This is a genomic window from Pseudomonas sp. GZD-209, from assembly GCF_049310485.1.
Classification (GTDB): Bacteria; Pseudomonadota; Gammaproteobacteria; order Pseudomonadales; family Pseudomonadaceae; genus Aquipseudomonas; species Aquipseudomonas sichuanensis.
Map to the genome: position 1 here is coordinate 1 of NZ_JBMOWQ010000099.1, position 17,093 is coordinate 17,093.

12 protein-coding genes and 1 pseudogene are annotated in these 17,093 nt (G+C 60.2%); 9 read left to right on the top strand and 4 right to left on the bottom strand.

The features are described 5' to 3' along the window. Positions 1–25: 25 nt before the first annotated feature. A complete protein-coding gene (locus ACO6VM_RS12745; protein ID WP_125464342.1) occupies positions 26–460 on the bottom strand; it encodes an RrF2 family transcriptional regulator in 435 nt (144 codons plus the stop codon). Positions 461–647: 187 nt separating this feature from the next. Here ACO6VM_RS12745 and ACO6VM_RS12750 point away from each other — a divergent pair, with 187 nt between their 5' ends. The 8 genes from ACO6VM_RS12750 to ACO6VM_RS12785 all read left to right on the top strand — a co-directional run bounded on the left by ACO6VM_RS12750 (position 648) and on the right by ACO6VM_RS12785 (position 10,376). Beyond that, positions 648–2,249, top strand: coding sequence for an ABC transporter substrate-binding protein (locus ACO6VM_RS12750; RefSeq protein WP_422403367.1), 1,602 nt, complete (start codon positions 648–650; stop codon positions 2,247–2,249). A 28-nt stretch (positions 2,250–2,277) separates the two neighbouring features. Beyond that, a complete protein-coding gene (locus ACO6VM_RS12755) occupies positions 2,278–3,237 on the top strand; it encodes an ABC transporter permease (RefSeq protein ID WP_422403389.1) in 960 nt (319 codons plus the stop codon). A 3-nt stretch (positions 3,238–3,240) separates the two neighbouring features. Further along, on the top strand, positions 3,241–4,068 hold the full coding sequence (locus ACO6VM_RS12760; protein ID WP_110992877.1) for an ABC transporter permease: 828 nt from the start codon (positions 3,241–3,243) through the stop codon (positions 4,066–4,068). A gap of 2 nt (positions 4,069–4,070) precedes the next feature. Then, positions 4,071–5,705 carry an ABC transporter ATP-binding protein gene (locus ACO6VM_RS12765; protein ID WP_422403368.1) on the top strand — a complete coding sequence of 545 codons (1,635 nt, stop codon included), beginning with the start codon at positions 4,071–4,073 and terminating at the stop codon, positions 5,703–5,705. A gap of 9 nt (positions 5,706–5,714) precedes the next feature. Further along, a complete protein-coding gene (locus ACO6VM_RS12770; RefSeq protein WP_422403369.1) occupies positions 5,715–6,422 on the top strand; it encodes an NAD(P)H-dependent oxidoreductase in 708 nt (235 codons plus the stop codon). A 526-nt stretch (positions 6,423–6,948) separates the two neighbouring features. After that, positions 6,949–8,052: a polyamine ABC transporter substrate-binding protein gene (locus ACO6VM_RS12775; RefSeq protein WP_125464338.1), complete on the top strand. Its 1,104-nt coding sequence runs from the start codon at positions 6,949–6,951 to the stop codon at positions 8,050–8,052. Between the two features lie 36 nt (positions 8,053–8,088). Further along, complete coding sequence (locus ACO6VM_RS12780; RefSeq protein WP_422403370.1) at positions 8,089–9,507, top strand: aminotransferase; 1,419 nt, start codon at positions 8,089–8,091, stop codon at positions 9,505–9,507. A gap of 53 nt (positions 9,508–9,560) precedes the next feature. Further along, on the top strand, positions 9,561–10,376 hold the full coding sequence (locus ACO6VM_RS12785) for a helix-turn-helix domain-containing protein (RefSeq protein ID WP_223811829.1): 816 nt from the start codon (positions 9,561–9,563) through the stop codon (positions 10,374–10,376). Positions 10,377–10,528: 152 nt separating this feature from the next. Here ACO6VM_RS12785 and leuS read toward each other — a convergent pair whose 3' ends face one another. Continuing rightward, the gene (gene leuS, locus ACO6VM_RS12790; protein ID WP_422403371.1) at positions 10,529–13,123 is read right to left on the bottom strand and encodes a leucine--tRNA ligase; all 2,595 of its coding nucleotides are present in this window, start codon (positions 13,121–13,123) and stop codon (positions 10,529–10,531) included. 110 nt (positions 13,124–13,233) lie between these two features. After that, a complete protein-coding gene (locus ACO6VM_RS12795; protein WP_422403372.1) occupies positions 13,234–14,178 on the bottom strand; it encodes a fatty acid desaturase family protein in 945 nt (314 codons plus the stop codon). A 95-nt stretch (positions 14,179–14,273) separates the two neighbouring features. On the opposite strand from ACO6VM_RS12795, the pseudogene ACO6VM_RS12800 reads away from it, so the two are divergent. Then, positions 14,274–14,992, top strand: a pseudogene (locus ACO6VM_RS12800) (IS5 family transposase); the annotation flags it as partial. A 1,709-nt stretch (positions 14,993–16,701) separates the two neighbouring features. Here the strand turns inward: ACO6VM_RS12800 and ACO6VM_RS12805 are convergent. Beyond that, the gene (locus ACO6VM_RS12805) at positions 16,702–17,082 is read right to left on the bottom strand and encodes a hypothetical protein (RefSeq protein WP_401058966.1); all 381 of its coding nucleotides are present in this window, start codon (positions 17,080–17,082) and stop codon (positions 16,702–16,704) included. Positions 17,083–17,093: the final 11 nt, after the last annotated feature.

A 17,093-nucleotide genomic window follows, 5' to 3' on the forward strand; every position in this document is an offset into this window, starting at 1 on the left:
GATCTGGCGCAGAGCGCCAGCGCTATCAACCAACCTGCTCCTGCGGTGTATCAAACGCCACGAACAGCTGATCCGCCGTGATCGCCCCCAGATCCAGGCGCATGTTCTGCTCCAGCATCGCAAACAACCGGGTGAATACCTCGAACACCTTGCAGTGATCCTCCAGCCCGGCAAACGGGTTGTCGATCTTCTCGGCGATCAGCGAGCTTTCCTGCACCGCGTCATACACCTCGCGCAGGGTGATCTGCTGCGGCGGACGGGCCAGGGTCACGCCGCCCTGGGCGCCGCGGTACGAGGTGAGGATATCGGCCTTGACCATCTGCGACACCAGCCCGCGCACGCGGGTGGGGTGCACTTTCACCCACTTGGCGATGGTCTCGGTGCGCAGCTTCTGTGGGGCATTGGCCGCCACGAACGAGAGAATGTACGAAGCCGTGATCAGGCGGGTCGACTGGCTCATGGAGGAAGTGGCTCCCTGCGAAAACGCTCATGTTACACGATGAAAATTGCCCTGCTTGGGGCCCTGGAAAACAGCTTGTCGTGCCGCTAATGTATTTGTTACGGTAACAATTACAAATAATACACAGCTTCTACGCACTCCGCTTTGACCGAACAACAATTCCTTGCGGTTCAACAGGGGCACATGCATGAGCGATAACAACAAGAACAGTCCTCAGGCCATTCTCGACGGCGGTTTGCCGCGCCGGGACTTCCTGAAATACAGCGCCGCCGCCGCGGCCATCGCCGGGGCGTTTTCCCTCGGCCTGCCACTGGGCGGTCATGCTGCCGAGGCCATGCCAAAACCCGGCGGCACCCTGCGCCTGGGCCTGGCGGGGGGCAGTACCACCGACTCCAAGGACCCGGGCTCCTGGGTCGACACCTTCACCTTCATCGGCTTCTCGGCGGTGTACAACACCCTCACCGAAATCGCCGTGGACGGCACTGCCATCCCTGAGCTGGCCGAGCGCTGGGTCTCGAGCCCGGACGCGAAAACCTGGACCTTCACCCTGCGCCAGGGTGTGACCTTCCATAACGGCAAGACCCTCACCGCCGACGACGTGGTCGCCTCGATCCAGCACCACCTGGGCGAGAAATCCACCTCCGCCGCCAAGACCGTGCTGGGCGATGTCGCCCAGGTGCACGCCAGCGCCCCCGACACCGTGGTGTTCGAACTGCACTCGGGCAACGCCGATTTCGCCTACGTGGTCGCCGACTATCACCTGGTGATCATGCCTGCCAAAGATGGCCTGGCCAACTGGCAGGCCGGCATCGGCACCGGCGGCTACCGCATCAAGGGCTTCGAGCCTGGCGTGCGCATGGACCTGGAGCGCAGCCCCGACTACTGGAAGCCGGGCAGGGCGCACTTCGCCAGCGCCGAGCTGCTCGCCATCGCCGACGGCGCCGCGCGGGTCAACGCGCTGGTCACCGGCAAGGTCGATGTGATCAACAAGGTCGACCTTAAAACCGTGGCCCTGCTCAAGCGCAATCCGAAATTGGTGATTGAGGAAACCAAGGGCGCCCAGCACTACACCTTCCCGATGCTCACCGACAGCGCACAGTTCAAGGACAACAACGTGCGCCTGGCCCTCAAGCACGCGGTCAACCGCGAGGCGCTGCTGGCCTCGGTGTTGTATGGCTACGGCCAGGTCGGCAACGACCATCCGCTGCAGCCGGCCAACCGCTTCATCAACCCGGCCCTGGAACAGCGCGCCTACGACCCGGACAAGGCGCGCTTCTATCTGCGTCAGGCCGGCATGGACAGCCTCAAGGTGCGCCTGCAGGCCTCCGATGCCGCCTACAGCGGCGCGGTGGATGCCTCGGTGCTGTTCAAGGAGCAGGCGCGCCAGGCCGGGATCGACATCGACGTGGTGCGCGAACCGGCCGATGGCTTCTTCTCCAATGTCTGGATGAAACAACCTTTCACCACCTCGTTCTGGTACTCCAGCCTGACCGCCGACCGCATGTTCAGCATCGGCTACGCCAAGGGCGCGGCGTGGAACGAGACCCACTGGGACAACCCGCGCTTCAACCAGCTGCTCAACGCCGCCCGCGGCGAAATGAACGAGACGCTGCGCCGCGAAATGTACAACGAGATGCAGGCGCTGTGCCGCGACGATGGCGGGGCGATCGTGCCGCTGTTTGCCAGCTCCGTGGCCGCACGCTCGACCCGGGTGGTGCATGGCGGGCAGACCGCACCCTACGGCGAACTCGATGGCCTGCGGGTGATCGAGCGCTGGTGGCAGGCCTGAACTTCGCGTGCGTTGAAGGAGTGCAATGGTGAATACCCTTGGCAAGTTACTGATGCAGCGCCTGGCCCTGGGCCTGTTGTCGCTGTTCGCGGTGTCGGTGGTGATCTTCCTGGCCGTCGGCATGCTCCCGGGCGATATCGCCCAGGCCATGCTCGGCCAGTCGGCCACCCCGGAAACCGTGGCGGCGTTCCGCGCCCAACTGGGGCTCGACCTGTCGCCCGTGCAGCGCTTCGTGCAGTGGGCCTGGCGCTTGCTGCACGGCGATCTGGGCGTGTCCCTGGCCAACCAGCGGCCGATCGTCGAACTGGTCGGCGCGCGGCTGGGCAACACCTTCAGCCTGGCCCTGCTGGCGGCGCTGTTCTCGGTGCCCACCGCGTTGCTGCTGGGCATGCTCGCGGCGCTTTACCGCAACAGCTGGTTCGACCGGCTGCTGAACACCGGTGCGCTGAGCGCGGTGTCGTTCCCCGAGTTCTTCGTCGCCTACATCCTGATCCTGGTGTTCGCGGTCAAGCTCGAATGGCTGCCGGGCATCTCCAGCCTGGCGCCGGGGGCGTCGCTGGGTGAGGTGCTGCAGGTGTCGCTGCTGCCGGTGGCGACCCTGAGCCTGGTGGTGATCGCGCAGATGATGCGCATGACCCGCGTCTCGCTGATCAACCTGCTGGCCAGCCCCTACATCGAGATGGCCCGGCTAAAGGGCGTGTCGCCTGCGCGGATCATCTTCAGGCACGCCTTGCCCAACGCCCTGGCGCCGATCGTCAACGTGGTGGCGCTGAACCTGGCGTACCTGGTAGTGGGCGTGGTGGTGGTGGAGGTGGTGTTCGTCTACCCGGGCCTGGGCCAGCTGCTGGTGGACTCGGTGGCCAAGCGCGACATCCCGGTGGTGCAGGCCTGCAGCCTGATCTTCGCCGGCACCTACATCCTGCTCAATACCGGCGCCGACGTGCTGTCGATCGCCAGCAACCCACGCCTGATGCACCCGAAGGGGTAGACCATGAGCCTGATCACACCTTTGCTGCGCGCGCCCCTGAGCGCCAAGTTCGGCCTGCTGGTGATAGTCGCCTACCTGCTGGTGGCGGTGTTCGCGCCACTGCTGGCGCCCTACGGCGAAACCCAGGTGGTGGGCGAGGGGTTCGCGCCCTGGGGCCCGGAGTTCCTGCTGGGCACCGATAACCTGGGCCGCGACATGTTCAGCCGCCTGCTGTACGGCGCCCGCAATACTTTGGGCATCGCCTTTTTGACCACCACCCTGGCGTTCCTGCTGGGCGGACTGTGCGGGCTGGTCGCGGCAATCAAGGGCGGCTGGATCGACCAGGGCCTGTCACGGGTGGTGGACATCCTGATGGCCATCCCGCAACTGATCTTCGCCTTGCTGATCCTCAGCGTAGTCGGCACCACGGCCACCTCGCTGGTGCTGGTGATCGCGCTGCTGGACGCCACCCGGGTGTTCCGCCTGGCGCGGGCGGTGGCCATGAACGTGGTGGTGCAGGACTTCGTCGAGGCCGCGCGGTTGCGCGGCGAGGGACTGTGGTGGTTGGTCAGCCGGGAAGTGCTGCCCAACGCCGCGGCGCCCTTGATCGCCGAGTTTGGCCTGCGCTTCTGCTTCGTCTTCCTGTTCATCAGCGCCTTGTCGTTCCTCGGCCTGGGCATCCAGCCGCCCACCGCCGACTGGGGCAGCATGGTGCGCGACAACGCGGTGCTGATCACCTTTGGTGACGTCAGCCCGCTGCTGCCGGCGCTGGCGGTGGCGTTGATCACCGTGAGCGTGAACTTTGTCGTCGACTGGGTGCTGCACCTGTCCAGTGGCCTGAAGGAGTGCTGAGCATGAGCCAAGACACCTTGTTGACGATCCGCGACCTGCGTATCGAAGGGCATTACGAAAACGCCTGGCACCCGCTGATCAAAGGCATCGACCTGACCCTCAAGCGCGGTGAGGTGCTGGGCCTTATCGGCGAGTCCGGGGCCGGCAAGTCGACGCTGGGCCTGGCCGCCATGGGCTATGTGCGCGACGGTTGCCGGATCACCGGCGGCAGCGTGTGCTTCGATGGCATCGAGTTGCTCCAGGCCAGCGCCGACACCCTGCGCAAGCTGCGCGGCCTGCGCATCGCCTACGTGGCGCAGAGCGCGGCGGCCTCGTTCAACCCGGCGCACCGGCTGATCGACCAGCATGTGGAAACCGCCGTGATCAACGGCGGCATCGACCGCGCCCAGGCCGAGGCCGAGGCGGTCGAGCTGTACCGCATCCTGCGCCTGCCCGACCCCGAGCACATCGGCCAGCGCTACCCGCACCAGTTGTCCGGCGGCCAGTTGCAGCGGGTAATGACGGCGATGGCCATGGCTTGCCACCCGGACCTGATCATTTTCGACGAGCCGACCACGGCGCTGGACGTCACTACCCAGATCGAGGTGCTGGCGGCGATCCGCGATGCGGTCAAGACCTTCGGCAGTGCCGCGCTGTACATCAGCCACGACCTGGCGGTGGTGGCGCAAATGGCCGACCGCATCATGGTGCTGCGCCATGGCAGCCTGGTGGAAGAGGCGCAGACCCGCACCATGCTCAGTGCGCCGCAGCAGGCCTACACCCAATCGCTGTGGGCGGTACGCAATTTCCATACCTCTGCCAAGGCCTGCCCCAGCCATGAACAACCGTTGCTGGAAGTGCGCCAGGTCGATGCTAGTTATGGCCATCAGCCGGTGCTGCACGATGTCTCGCTGAAGCTGTATCGCGGCCAGACGCTGGCGGTGATCGGCGAGTCCGGCAGTGGCAAGAGCACCACGGCACGCCTGATCAGCGGCCTGCTGCAGCCGACTTCGGGCCAGGTGCTGTATGAGGGCCAAGCGCTGCCGGCGGACTATCGCCAGCGCAGCAAGGAGCAGCTGCGGCGTATCCAGATGATCTATCAGATCCCCGACACAGCGCTCAACCCACGCCAGCGCATCGTCGACATCATTGGCCGGCCGCTGAGTTTCTATCTGGGCTTGAAGGGCAAGGCGCTGCGCGAGCGGGTCGCCGAGCTGCTACGCATGATCGACCTGGAACCGGCCAAGTACATGGATCGCCTGCCACGCGAACTGTCCGGCGGGCAGAAGCAGCGGATCTGCATTGCCCGGGCGTTGGCGGCCGAGCCGCAACTGATCATCTGCGACGAAGTGACCTCGGCCCTCGACCAGTTGGTGGCCGAGGGCGTGCTGAAGTTGCTCGACCGCATCCAGCGTGAGCTGGGCGTGGCCTACCTGTTCATTACCCACGACGTCGCCACCGTGCGCGCCATCGCCGACGAGGTGCTGGTGATGCAGCGGGGCAGGGTGGTCGACCACGGCAGCCGCGAAGCGATCTTCCGGCCACCGTACCGCGACTACACCGGCTTGCTGTTCTCCTGCGAGCCGGAAATGGACCCCGACTGGCTCGACCGTTTGCTGGCGGCCCGCAAAACCGAATCTGCCCTGGAAACCGTTTAAGGAACATCCATGAAAGTACTGATCGTTCACGCTCATCCCGAGCCGCAATCCTTTACTGCCGCACTGCGTGACCAGGCGGCCGAGACCTTCCGTGCCCAGGGCCATGAGGTGCAGGTGAGTGACCTGTACGTGATGGGCTGGAACCCGGTGGCCAGCGCCGAAGACTTCAGCCACCGAGAGAACCCGGAGTATTTGGTGTATGCACTGGAGCAGCGGCTGGGGGTGAAGAGCGGGTCCATCGCGGCGGATATCCAGCAGGAGCTGGACAAGCTGCTGTGGGCCGACCTGCTGGTGCTGAACTTCCCGATCTTCTGGTTCTCGGCGCCGGCGATGCTCAAGGGCTGGATCGACCGGGTGCTGGTGTCGGGGGTGTGCTACGGCGGCAAGCGCTTCTATGACCAGGGCGGGCTGGCGGGCAAGCGGGCGCTGGTCACCGTGACCCTGGGCGGGCGTGAGCACATGTTTGGCGATGGGGCGATCCACGGGCCGCTGGAGGACATGCTGCGGCCGATTCTGCGCGGCACCTTGGCCTATGTCGGCTTCGAGGTGCTGGAGCCGTTCGTGGCGTGGCATGTACCGTATATCAGTGATGAAGCGCGCAAGGATTTCCTGCGCAGTTACCAGCAGCGGCTGGAGCAGCTGTCGGATGATCTGCCGATGACCTTCCCAAGGCTGGAGCAGTTTGACGACGCGCTGTATCCCCTGGCGCCGCAATAGCCGCGCCCACCGAGAAATCGCGCCATGCCAACAGGGCGGACAGCGGTGATCTCACAGGCATGACTGGCCCGAAACAAACTGTGGGAGCGGGTTTACCCGCGAAGCGCCGCGCGGGCGGCGCTCGATCTTGAGAGCGCTGCAAGGGTACCGTCATGCACTTGGTGGCCCTCATGCGATCTCAAGGCAGGCTGTTTGGCGTCACATTATCGGCCCTGAAAAATCAGGATTCGGTAATGGCCTCCAGGTGCATGGCGGGATATTGGGACAGGGCCACCAGGTGTCCACCGGTGTTCTTGCAGCGCCTATGAGATCGAGCGCCGCCCGCGCGGCGCTTCGCGGGTAAACCCGCTCCCACAGTTTGTTTCGGGCCAGTCATGCCTGTGGCATCTCCGCTGCCCGCCTTGTTGGCCCGACACAAAATCGCATCGCCCCCCACCCATTCGGGTTATAGCCCCCACCCGCAATCCCCCCGATAGTTACCCCATCCGCTCACCCGAGCCGATCCTGATCACACGATGGAGTTGCTATGCGCAAGGCATTCAAGGTGATTTCCAGTCTGTTGCTGTGCTGTACCGCCACCGCCACCCTGGCCGGCGAAGCGGACAACGGCAACACACTCAGGTTGTACAACTGGACCGACTACATCGGTGAAAACACCCTCGCCGATTTCGAGAAGCAGACCGGCATCAAGGTGATCTACGACACCTTCGACGGCTACGAAACGGTGCAGACCAAACTGCTCACCGGCCGCTCCGGCTACGACCTGGTGATGCTCAACGCCTCCCTGGTGCCGCCGCTGATCAAGGCCAAGGTGTTCCAGCCGCTGGACAAGGCCAAGCTGCCCAGCTGGGCCAACCTCGACCCGCACGTGGTGCAGAGCATGCAAGCCTACGACCCCGGCATGGTCTATTCGGCGCCCTATACCTGGGGCAGCTCGGGCATCACCTACAACGTCGACAAGATCAAGCAACGCATGCCCGACGCGCCCATCGGCTCGCTGGCCATGCTGTTCGACCCCAAGATCGTCTCGCGCTTCGCCGACTGCGGCGTGACCCTGATGGACGCCCCCAGCGAAGTCATTCCGCTGGCCCTCAAGTACCTCGGCAAAGACCCGAAAAGCGCCGCCCCCGCCGACCTGAAGGCGGCCCAGGACGTCTTGCTGGGCATCCGCCCGTTCATCAAGAAGTTCGACTCGGTGAACTACCTCACCAGCCTGCCCAACGGCGACGTGTGCATGGCCCTGACCTGGTCCGGCGACTACGCCACCGCCCAGGCCCGCGCGGTGGAAGCGAAGAAGGACATCAACCTGGCGTTCTTCATCCCCAAGGAAGGCTCGCTGATCTGGTTCGACAGCCTCTACCTGCCCAGCGATGCCCCGCATGCGGCCAATGCCCATCGCTTCATCGAATACTTGTTGCAACCCAAGACCATGGCCGAGGTGACCAACTACATCCACTACGCCAACAGCAATGCTGCCGCCACGCCCTTGGTGCAGGCCGATATCCGCAATGACCCGGCGATCTACCCGGACGACCAGACCCGCGAACGCCTGTTCACCCAGAAAGCCCAGGACCCGCAGGCCATGCGCGCCATCACCCGGGTCTGGAGCACGGTCAAGACCGGCATCTGACACCTTTCACCGTATCGCTTCGACAAGGAACCGCTCATGGCTACCCCCATTCGCAAGCTGGCCGCCACCGTTGACAACGACCGCCTGGTGCTGGCCGACAAGGCTCATTACATGCACGGCTACCATGTGTTCGACGAGCACGCCGAGCAGGGCGCGCTGAATATCCAGGCCGGTGAAGGCGCCTATATCCAGGACACCGAGGGCAACCGCTTCCTCGATGCCGTCGGCGGCATGTGGTGCACCAACATCGGCCTGGGCCGCGAGGAAATGGCCCTGGCCATCGCCGACCAGGTGCGCCAACTGGCCTACTCGAACCCGTTCTCCGACATGGCCAACCCCAAGGCCATCGAACTGTGCGAGAAACTCGCCAGCCTGGCGCCGGGCGACCTCAACCACGTGTTCCTCACCACCGGTGGCTCCACCGCGGTAGATACCGCCTACCGGCTGATCCAGTACTACCAGAACTGCCGCGGCAAGCCGCACAAGAAACACGTGATCGCCCGCTACAACGCCTACCACGGCTCCACCTGCCTGACCATGTCGATCGGCAACAAGGCCGCCGACCGGGTGCCGGAGTTCGACTACGCCCACGAGCTGATTCACCACGTGTCCAACCCCAACTTCTACCGGGCCGCCGACGACATGGACGAGGCCGAGTTCCTCGACTTCCTGGTGGCCGAGTTCGAGGACAAGATCCTCTCGCTGGGCGCCGACAACGTCGCCGCTTTCTTCGCCGAGCCGATCATGGGCTCGGGCGGGGTGATCATCCCGCCCGAAGGCTACTTCCAGCGCATGTGGCAGGTGTGCCAGACCTACGACATCCTGTTCGTCGCCGACGAAGTGGTGACCTCGTTCGGCCGGCTGGGCACTTTCTTCGCGTCCGAGGCCTTGTTCGGAGTCACGCCCGACATCATCACTACCGCCAAGGGCCTGACCTCGGCCTACCTGCCGCTGGGCGCCTGCATCTTCTCCGAGCGCCTGTGGAAGGTGATCGCCGAACTCGGCAAGGGCCGCTGCTTCACCCACGGTTTCACCTACAGCGGGCACCCGGTGTGCTGCGTGGCGGCGCTGAAGAACATCGAGATCATCGAGCGGGAAAACCTGCTGGCCCATGTAAACGATGTCGGCAGCTACCTGGAGCAGCAGTTGCAGACCCTGGCCGACCTGCCGCTGGTGGGCCAGGTGCGCTGCATGAAGCTGATGGCCTGCGTCGAGTTTGTGAGCAACAAGCAGACCAAGGCGCTGTTCCCCGATGAAGTGAACATCGGCGAGCGTATCCATGTGCGGGCCCAGGCCAAGGGCTTGCTGGTGCGGCCGATCATGCACCTGAACGTGATGTCGCCGCCGCTGATCATCACCCACGCCCAGGTGGACCAGATCGTCGATACCCTGCGCAGCTGCATTCTCGATGCCGCGCGGGAGCTGGCCGAACAGGGCCTGTACCACGGCCAATGACCCACCTGCCGCCACAGGTGCGCGCCCATGCCCCGGCCGGTAGACTGCGGGGCATGAGCCGAGCACACGAAAACACCACAATAAGCCTGCCGTTTCATGCCTTGCAGCAATGGCACGCGGCCCTGCAACAGGCCTTCGCCCACAGCGAGGGCCCGGATGCGTTGGCCTGGCTGGCGGCCGCCATCAGCCAGCTGGTGGGCGCCGAGTCGATGCTGATCAGCCTGGAGCGCAAGGCCCAGGCGCCGCAGCTGCTGTACCAGCAGGGTATTCCGGACCGTTACCACGAGGCGGTGCTGGAACGCTATTTCGCCGCCGGCTACCTGCTCGATCCCTTTTGCCTGGCGGTGCAGAAGGGCCTGGCCCAGGGGTTCTACCACCTTGAGGACATCGCTCCGGACAATTTCTTCGACAGTGACTACTACAAGGCCTACTACCTGGGCACCGGTTGCAGCGAGGACAGCTACTTCATCGTCGACCTGGAGAATGACAGCAAGATTTCCCTCAGCCTGTTCCAAGGCTGCAGCGGTGCCCGACTGGGTATCGAGCAACTGCACCTGCTGCAGGCGGTCGAGCCGATGGTGCGCGAACTGCTGCTGCGCTTTGCTCGGCACGGGCTGGCGCAGCAACCGGAGGCCAAGGGCAGTGTGCAGGCCGCGTTCGACAGCTTTGGTTGCGGGGTGCTGACCGAGCGTGAGCGGGAAGTGGCGCAGATGGTGTTGCAGGGGCATTCGGTGAAGTCCACCGCCCATGAACTGGGGATCTCGCCGGAGACGGTGCGCATGCACCGCAAGAACCTGTATCTGAAGCTGGAGGTCAATTCGCAGTCGGAGTTGTTTGCGCAGTTTATCGAGTGGTTGCGGCGGGGGTGAGTCGAGGTTCTGCGAGACACGAATTGCGCGGCAGGCAAGTGGTAATGCGCTTATACCTTGAGGGTGCAGTAGGATCTTTCACTGAGATTGAACGAAAAGCCGGCATATCGCGAGAATGCCGGCATTTCCATGTGCTGGTGCCACCTGCACGGTCAGACGATGAAGTTCACCAATCGGTTAGGTACGACGATCATCTTTCCCGCACCTTCCAGATACTTGCTCAAGGCCGAATCGGACAGCGCCTGGTGACGTATCGTGTCATGGTCTGCATCGGCTTGGACCTGGATCTCGCCGCGCAGCTTGCCATTGATCTGCACCATTAACTTCACTTGGTCCTGCCTCAAGGCGTCGCTGTCCGGAGTTGGCCACGCACTGTTGTAGATGGCGCCGGGGAACTCCAATACTTCCCATAGCACCTGGGTGATATGCGGCGTCACAGGTTGCAGCACTTGCAAGAGAATGGACAGGGTTTCCCGGCAGACTTGGCGACCCGCGCTCGGGGCACTCTCCAGCACCTTGAACAACTTCATGGCACCTGATACGACGGTGTTGTACTGCAGCCGCTCATAATCGTTATTGATTTGCTGCAGCAGGCTATGGGTCATGAAGCGCACTTGGTTGGCTTGTGCGGTGTTCGTCACATGGGCGTCGCTTTCGCTCCAACGCGTCTGCTCATCGACGGCGAAATTCCACAGACGGCGCAGGAAGCGATAAGCCCCTTCGACACCGCTGTCGCTCCACACCGTGCTCTGGTCAGGGGGGCCGGCGAAGATAGTGAACAACCGGGCAGTGTCTGCGCCAAAGCGGTTGATGATGTCCTTGGGTTCGACCACGTTGTTCTTCGACTTGGACATCTTCTCCACACCGCCGAGGGTCACGGGCAAGCCATCTTCGATAGCTGTTGCGCTGATCGGGCGACCTTTTTCATCGTAATGCACCGATACTTCTGCGGGGTAGAACCATCGGCGGCTACCGTCCTCAGCCTTGCGGTAGTAACTGTCTCGCAACAGCATGCCTTGGGTGAACAGGTTTTTGAACGGTTCGCTGAATTCCACCAAACCTTCGTCGCGCATCGCCCTGGTCCAAAACCTGGCATAGAGCAGATGCAGCACCGCATGCTCGATGCCACCGATGTACTGGTCGATGGGCATCCAGTACCGATGGCCTGGCCCTACCATCGTGGTGTGGCAGTCAGGATCGCAGTAGCGCATGAAGTACCAGCTCGAGTCGACAAAGGTGTCCATGGTGTCCGTTTCCCGCCGAGCGGGGGCGGCGCAGCGAGGGCACGCTACGTGAAGGAACGCTTCGCACTGCAACAAAGGATTGCCGCTGCCGTCGGGAATGCAGTCGCGCGGCAAGACCACCGGCAGGTCCGAGTAGGGCACTGGTACATCGCCGCAGTGTTCGCAGTGAATGATCGGAATCGGGGTGCCCCAATAGCGCTGCCGAGAAATTCCCCAGTCACGCAAGCGCCACGTGGTGGTCAGCTCGCCACGCCCTAGCTCGGCCAAAGCATCGGCGATTGCCTGGGATGCCTGTTCCACCGTAAGGCCATCGTAGCTGCCCGAGTTGATCAGGCGACCTTCGCGGCTGGCGTAGCGATCCGACCAGGTCGCAGCGTCGTAGGGCTTACCTTCGAAAGCGATGACGGGGTATACGGGCAAGTCATATTGACGGGCAAAGTCGAAATCGCGCTGATCGTGGGCCGGCACCCCCATCAATGCTCCATCCCCATGCTCACCCACCACATAGTTGGTGATCCACACAGCGATCGGTTCGCCGGTCAATGGGTGCTCGACATGCAGGCCGCTCGGTACACCAAGCTTGACCTGCGCGCCAGCGGCGGGGCTGGCCTGTGCCGCCTGCCGAAATGCCTGTACGTTCGGCTCAAGCCCAGGATCGAGCTGTGCGGCGCGTTTGGCCAGTGGATGATCGGGTGATACAGCACAAAACGTCACGCCCATCAGGGTATCGACACGTGTGGTGAACACCCACAGCCTGCCTGCGTCGATCATTTGCCCGTTGCTGTCCTCGACCGTGTGGACAAAGGCCAGGCGCACCCCACTGGCCTTGCCGATCCAGTTCCGTTGCATGCTGCGGACCATGTCCGGCCAACCTTCCAGGGTTTCGATGGCAGACAGCAGCTCTTCTGCATATTGGGTGATGCGCAGGTAGTAGCCGGGGATCTCGCGTTTTTCGACGAGGGCGCCCGATCGCCAACCTCGGCCATCCACCACTTGCTCGTTGGCCAGCACGGTCTGGTCGACGGGGTCCCAGTTGACGATCTGGGTCTTCTTGTAGGCGACGCCCTTTTCCAGCAACTTCAAGAAAAACCACTGGTTCCACTTGTAGTATTCCGGATCGCAGGTGGCGATTTCCCGTGACCAGTCGAACGCCAGCCCCAACGGCTGCATCTGCGACTTCATGTCGGCGATGTTCATTCGTGTCCATTGTGCGGGCGATACACCCGACTGCATCGCGGCGTTCTCTGCGGGAAGACCGAACGCATCCCACCCCATCGGCATCAGCACGTTGTAGCCCTTCATGCGCAAGTGGCGGGTCAACATGTCATTGATTGTGTAGTTGCGCACATGCCCCATGTGCAACTTGCCGGAAGGGTAGGGCAACATGGAGCAGGCGTAGTACTTAGGCCGACTTTCATCTTCGACAGCTTTGAATACTTCATCGTCAAGCCACTTGGCCTGGGCCGTGCTCTCAACCCAGGCGGGTTCGTACTGCGGTCGCATAGAAAGTCCTCGATAATGCGGGCACTGCGTTGCGATCAATTGCCTGGCCCATACGTTCTTGTAAGTTTTTGCTTAGTTTGATGCATATCGCTTGCTGTCTGTGAGAATACTCACGGCACGTTTGCAGAGATTCGACTTGGACGTTGTCTTTCCTCGCTGTGCCCACCCGCCAACCAGCCACTTGGCCAGGCACTGAACGCGCGGGGAGGCCTGTATTTGGCTTTGAGTGACCGTAACAGACCACCATGAGTAATCAAGTAGAAGTTCGGTGCGAAGTACTGCATGTGCTGTGGGATTTTATTCCACGGGACTGTAGGAAAAATATGATGGACGCCGTGGTAGTTGAAATTCATCAGGCACACTCGCTCGAAGAACAGCGGCACTTTAACGTTGCGCGTAAAGAGCGAGTCATTGATGGGGGTCTGGTAGTGGGCGAAGCTGTCCAGCACAGTGAGAATGAAGGCTCTGAGCACGTAGAGCGTCATCAGTATCCACCAATGTGCGCCATACAGCAGCGCACTGCACGTCAGCAGCAATAAGGTGCATGTGCCCTCGATGCGCAGGGCGCCCAGTTTTTTGTTGCGCAGGGTAATGGACAGTGCGCACGCGTCGGATGGCACGAGTCTCGCGCCATAGATGCAGCTCATGACCGGGTGGATGAAACGGGCCGGGAGGAAACACACGATGGTGGTCAGCAGGAAGTCGTGCCAGTAGGCGCCAAACAATTTGCGATAGTAATAATTGACCACTTTACGCGTTGATGGCTGCGGGGCGATATAGATCTCGTCGCAGTCCTGCTCGGTTCGGCTGATGCGGTGATGCCGCAGATGATCGAAGCGTTGCAAGTCATAAGCGATGCCCATGAACACCGCCATCATTTGCCCCATGAGCCGGTTTCGCCGGGCGTTGGGGTGCAACAATCCGTGTATCGCCTCATGCACCATGACCCCAGTGGTCGAAGCGAACAGCAGAGTGGGCAGCAGGGTCAGCATGAACCAGGGGTTGGTCGAAATGAGGAGGGGGGCGATCAGAAACTGATAGCCGTTGACCAGCACTAGGCTATGTCTGAAATCCCAAGAAACTGAAATGTGGCCTCGGAACAGCCTGGGTTCTGTACAGTCGCCGGCCATCTACGGAAAGGAATTCTGTGATGGCAAAGCGTTATGAACTCTCGGATGAAGCGTGGGCAGTGGTCGCCGACCTCTTTACGGCGGCCCACGTCAGGGGCAGGCCCCGCAGCAGTGATCGTTTGATGCTCGATGGTGTGCTCTGGGTGCTCTGCTCAGGAGCAGCCTGGCGAGATATGCCCGAGCGCTTCGGGTCTTGGGCGACGGTCTATCACCGCTTCCGACTCTGGCGAAACCGCGGAACATTCGATCAGATGCTCAGACGATTGCACCTCAGACTCAATGACAAAGGCTTGATCGATCCCCACACCTGGATGATCGATTCGACCGCTGTTCGAGCAACCCGTGCTTCATCTGGAGCGCGGAAAAAAGGGGGCCTGACGAGCCTGCCGATCACGCTCTAGGCCGCAGTCGCGGCGGCCTGACAACCAAAATCCATATGCTCTGCGACGCCAATGGGATACCGTTGCGCTTCCTTCTCTCTGGCGGCCAAGCCAGCGACATCAGCTATGCCCAGCCGTTGCTTGATGATGTCAGCATCCCGACAAACCAGCGTGGTTGTCCACGCAAACGATGCAAATGGTTGCTGGCTGACAAAGGCTACGACGCCGAGGCCTTGCGCCGTTACTGCGATCGATATCGGATGCAGTCGGTCATTCCGCTGCGCTCAATGAAACGCAAGCCCAAACCCGGCTTGCCGAGACTGTTTGATCGCCCCAAATATCGACAGCGCAACATCATCCTTGATCGGAGAATCCCTAGATTTGACTTCAGCGGCTTCGCGCCAGGATCTAGCACTCCGCCCTCTCTTAAGGATATCGATTAGACCACCTTAATCAATTAGACCCCTTGCGAATAAACCTTACAAATGCGAACAAAGCCAGCAATTCAACAAGCTGAACCCCCCAATAATGAAGTCCATCGCGATGCGCGGAGACTGCGAAAAGAAAAACATGATACATCGTTATCAAAATGGCAAAAATAAACGATTTTACAATCGTAGCTGAAGTGCTCTTGAATATCACCAGTAGCCACGAGCAGAGAGGCACGAGCCCGGTAACAAGAATCACATGCCTTAATATTTGAAGCAAAGTGAGCTCTCCTCCCCGTGTCGCTAAATAACAGAAAAGCACATAAACCAGAATCGGCGGAATCGCAAGGAAAAACCTTAATGCCTTCAACACAACAAACCACCTTCAGAGATCTCTAGAAAATTATTTCTTAGCACAGCCTGGCGACTCTGAATCACTAGCGCCAGGCATCAATCGTCGCAGCTCATATTTGAGCTTACCGTCAGCATCAAAGGAATAGGATTGGGAGGTACACCTTGAAACCATATATTCCTCCATAAACCGGGATGGACTGTTTTTCTCTACTCTAATTTCCGCCTACCCTGCTTCATCTGCACGATACATTTTCCGGTGATTCGCATAGGATCGCCCACGAAACGACTGTTGCAGGTCAGTTTTCTCGTTGGATGGCCTATCGAATCGTACTGAGCTCTTCAGCCGTCATCGCCTGAGTTTCGTGTCCCCTTCGGCTCCACGCAGGCAGCAATTAGAGCGAAAAATATGAATCTGTCCTTTTCTCTGTTCGCCCCCAAAAAGAGCACACAAATAAACCCACTAGACACCATTAGTTATCGCCCCGCAAACACAAATAGGCGCCACCCTTTAATCAAGCAAACCAACAACCACATGGCTGCCATTTCAGCAAGTTGAAGCCATCAATAAAGAAAATGCCCATGCGCACCAAAAACAGCAACAGCGTAATGAAATGCAGTAATAGCAATAGAAAAATAAATAGCCTTACAAAAGCAGTGCTGCTCGATGCGAAAATCAAAGCCAGCCACGAAATAAAAGGAATAAGCCCATTTATCAAAAACACATAAAACACAACATCAACAAAACTCGAAGGTCGCCCCCACAAGCCCAACATAGCAAAGAAACATATAAATCAACACAAATGGGATCGCCACAGCCACCTTGGTAACGCTAAACAACCACATAATTTTCAATTCTGTCATTCAATTTTTCGAACAACCTACCGACTTACTTTCGCTTGTCTCAGACAACAGTCTGCGAGGATCAAAACGTAGCTTACCGTCTGGGTCAAACGGGACAGGGTTAGGTGCTATATTTTGTGGCCATATATTCCCACCATAGAACCCCGCGCCAATCCCTGCCGCATCAAATGCTTAATCATGGTATGCATCAATCATATTCCCCGTTACGCCATTGTAGCCATGGATGCTCGCCTTTGCTTTGTCACTAGCAATCAGACTATTCCTGATGACATCATACACATCGGCTTTTGATGCTGATGCAACTCCACGAATCCAGGCACTAGCAAGACCGACTGCAATAGCCCTATTAACAACAAAATCATTCCCGCGACAGACCTCTCTCACCCTCTTGTAATGCTCACATAAATCACCCTTAAATACTGAGCTCAGGTGTTTCGCTCAGCTTCCGCCCTCGCTCTCACGACTCGCACCATCAAAAGGAAAATCAACACCTCACCCAATTGAACACTCCAATAATAAAGCCCATCATAATGTGCCGATACCGCAAATAGGAAATAGTGGTATACCATCAACACCACAACAAAAATGACCAGCCTGATAAAAATCGGAGGAACTGCAAAAAAAATCAAAATCAGCCACGCAAGCAAAGGCACCAATCCAGTGACCAGCACTACATGCCGAATAAAGCTGAGAACATCAGCCCCGCCACCAACCTTCAGGGAGATATAGCAAAACAAAAAATAAATAAGAAGCAATAAGGCAAAAAAAGCCAACCTCAACAGCAACAAGCAATTGATCCATTTCATAAACTCAATCC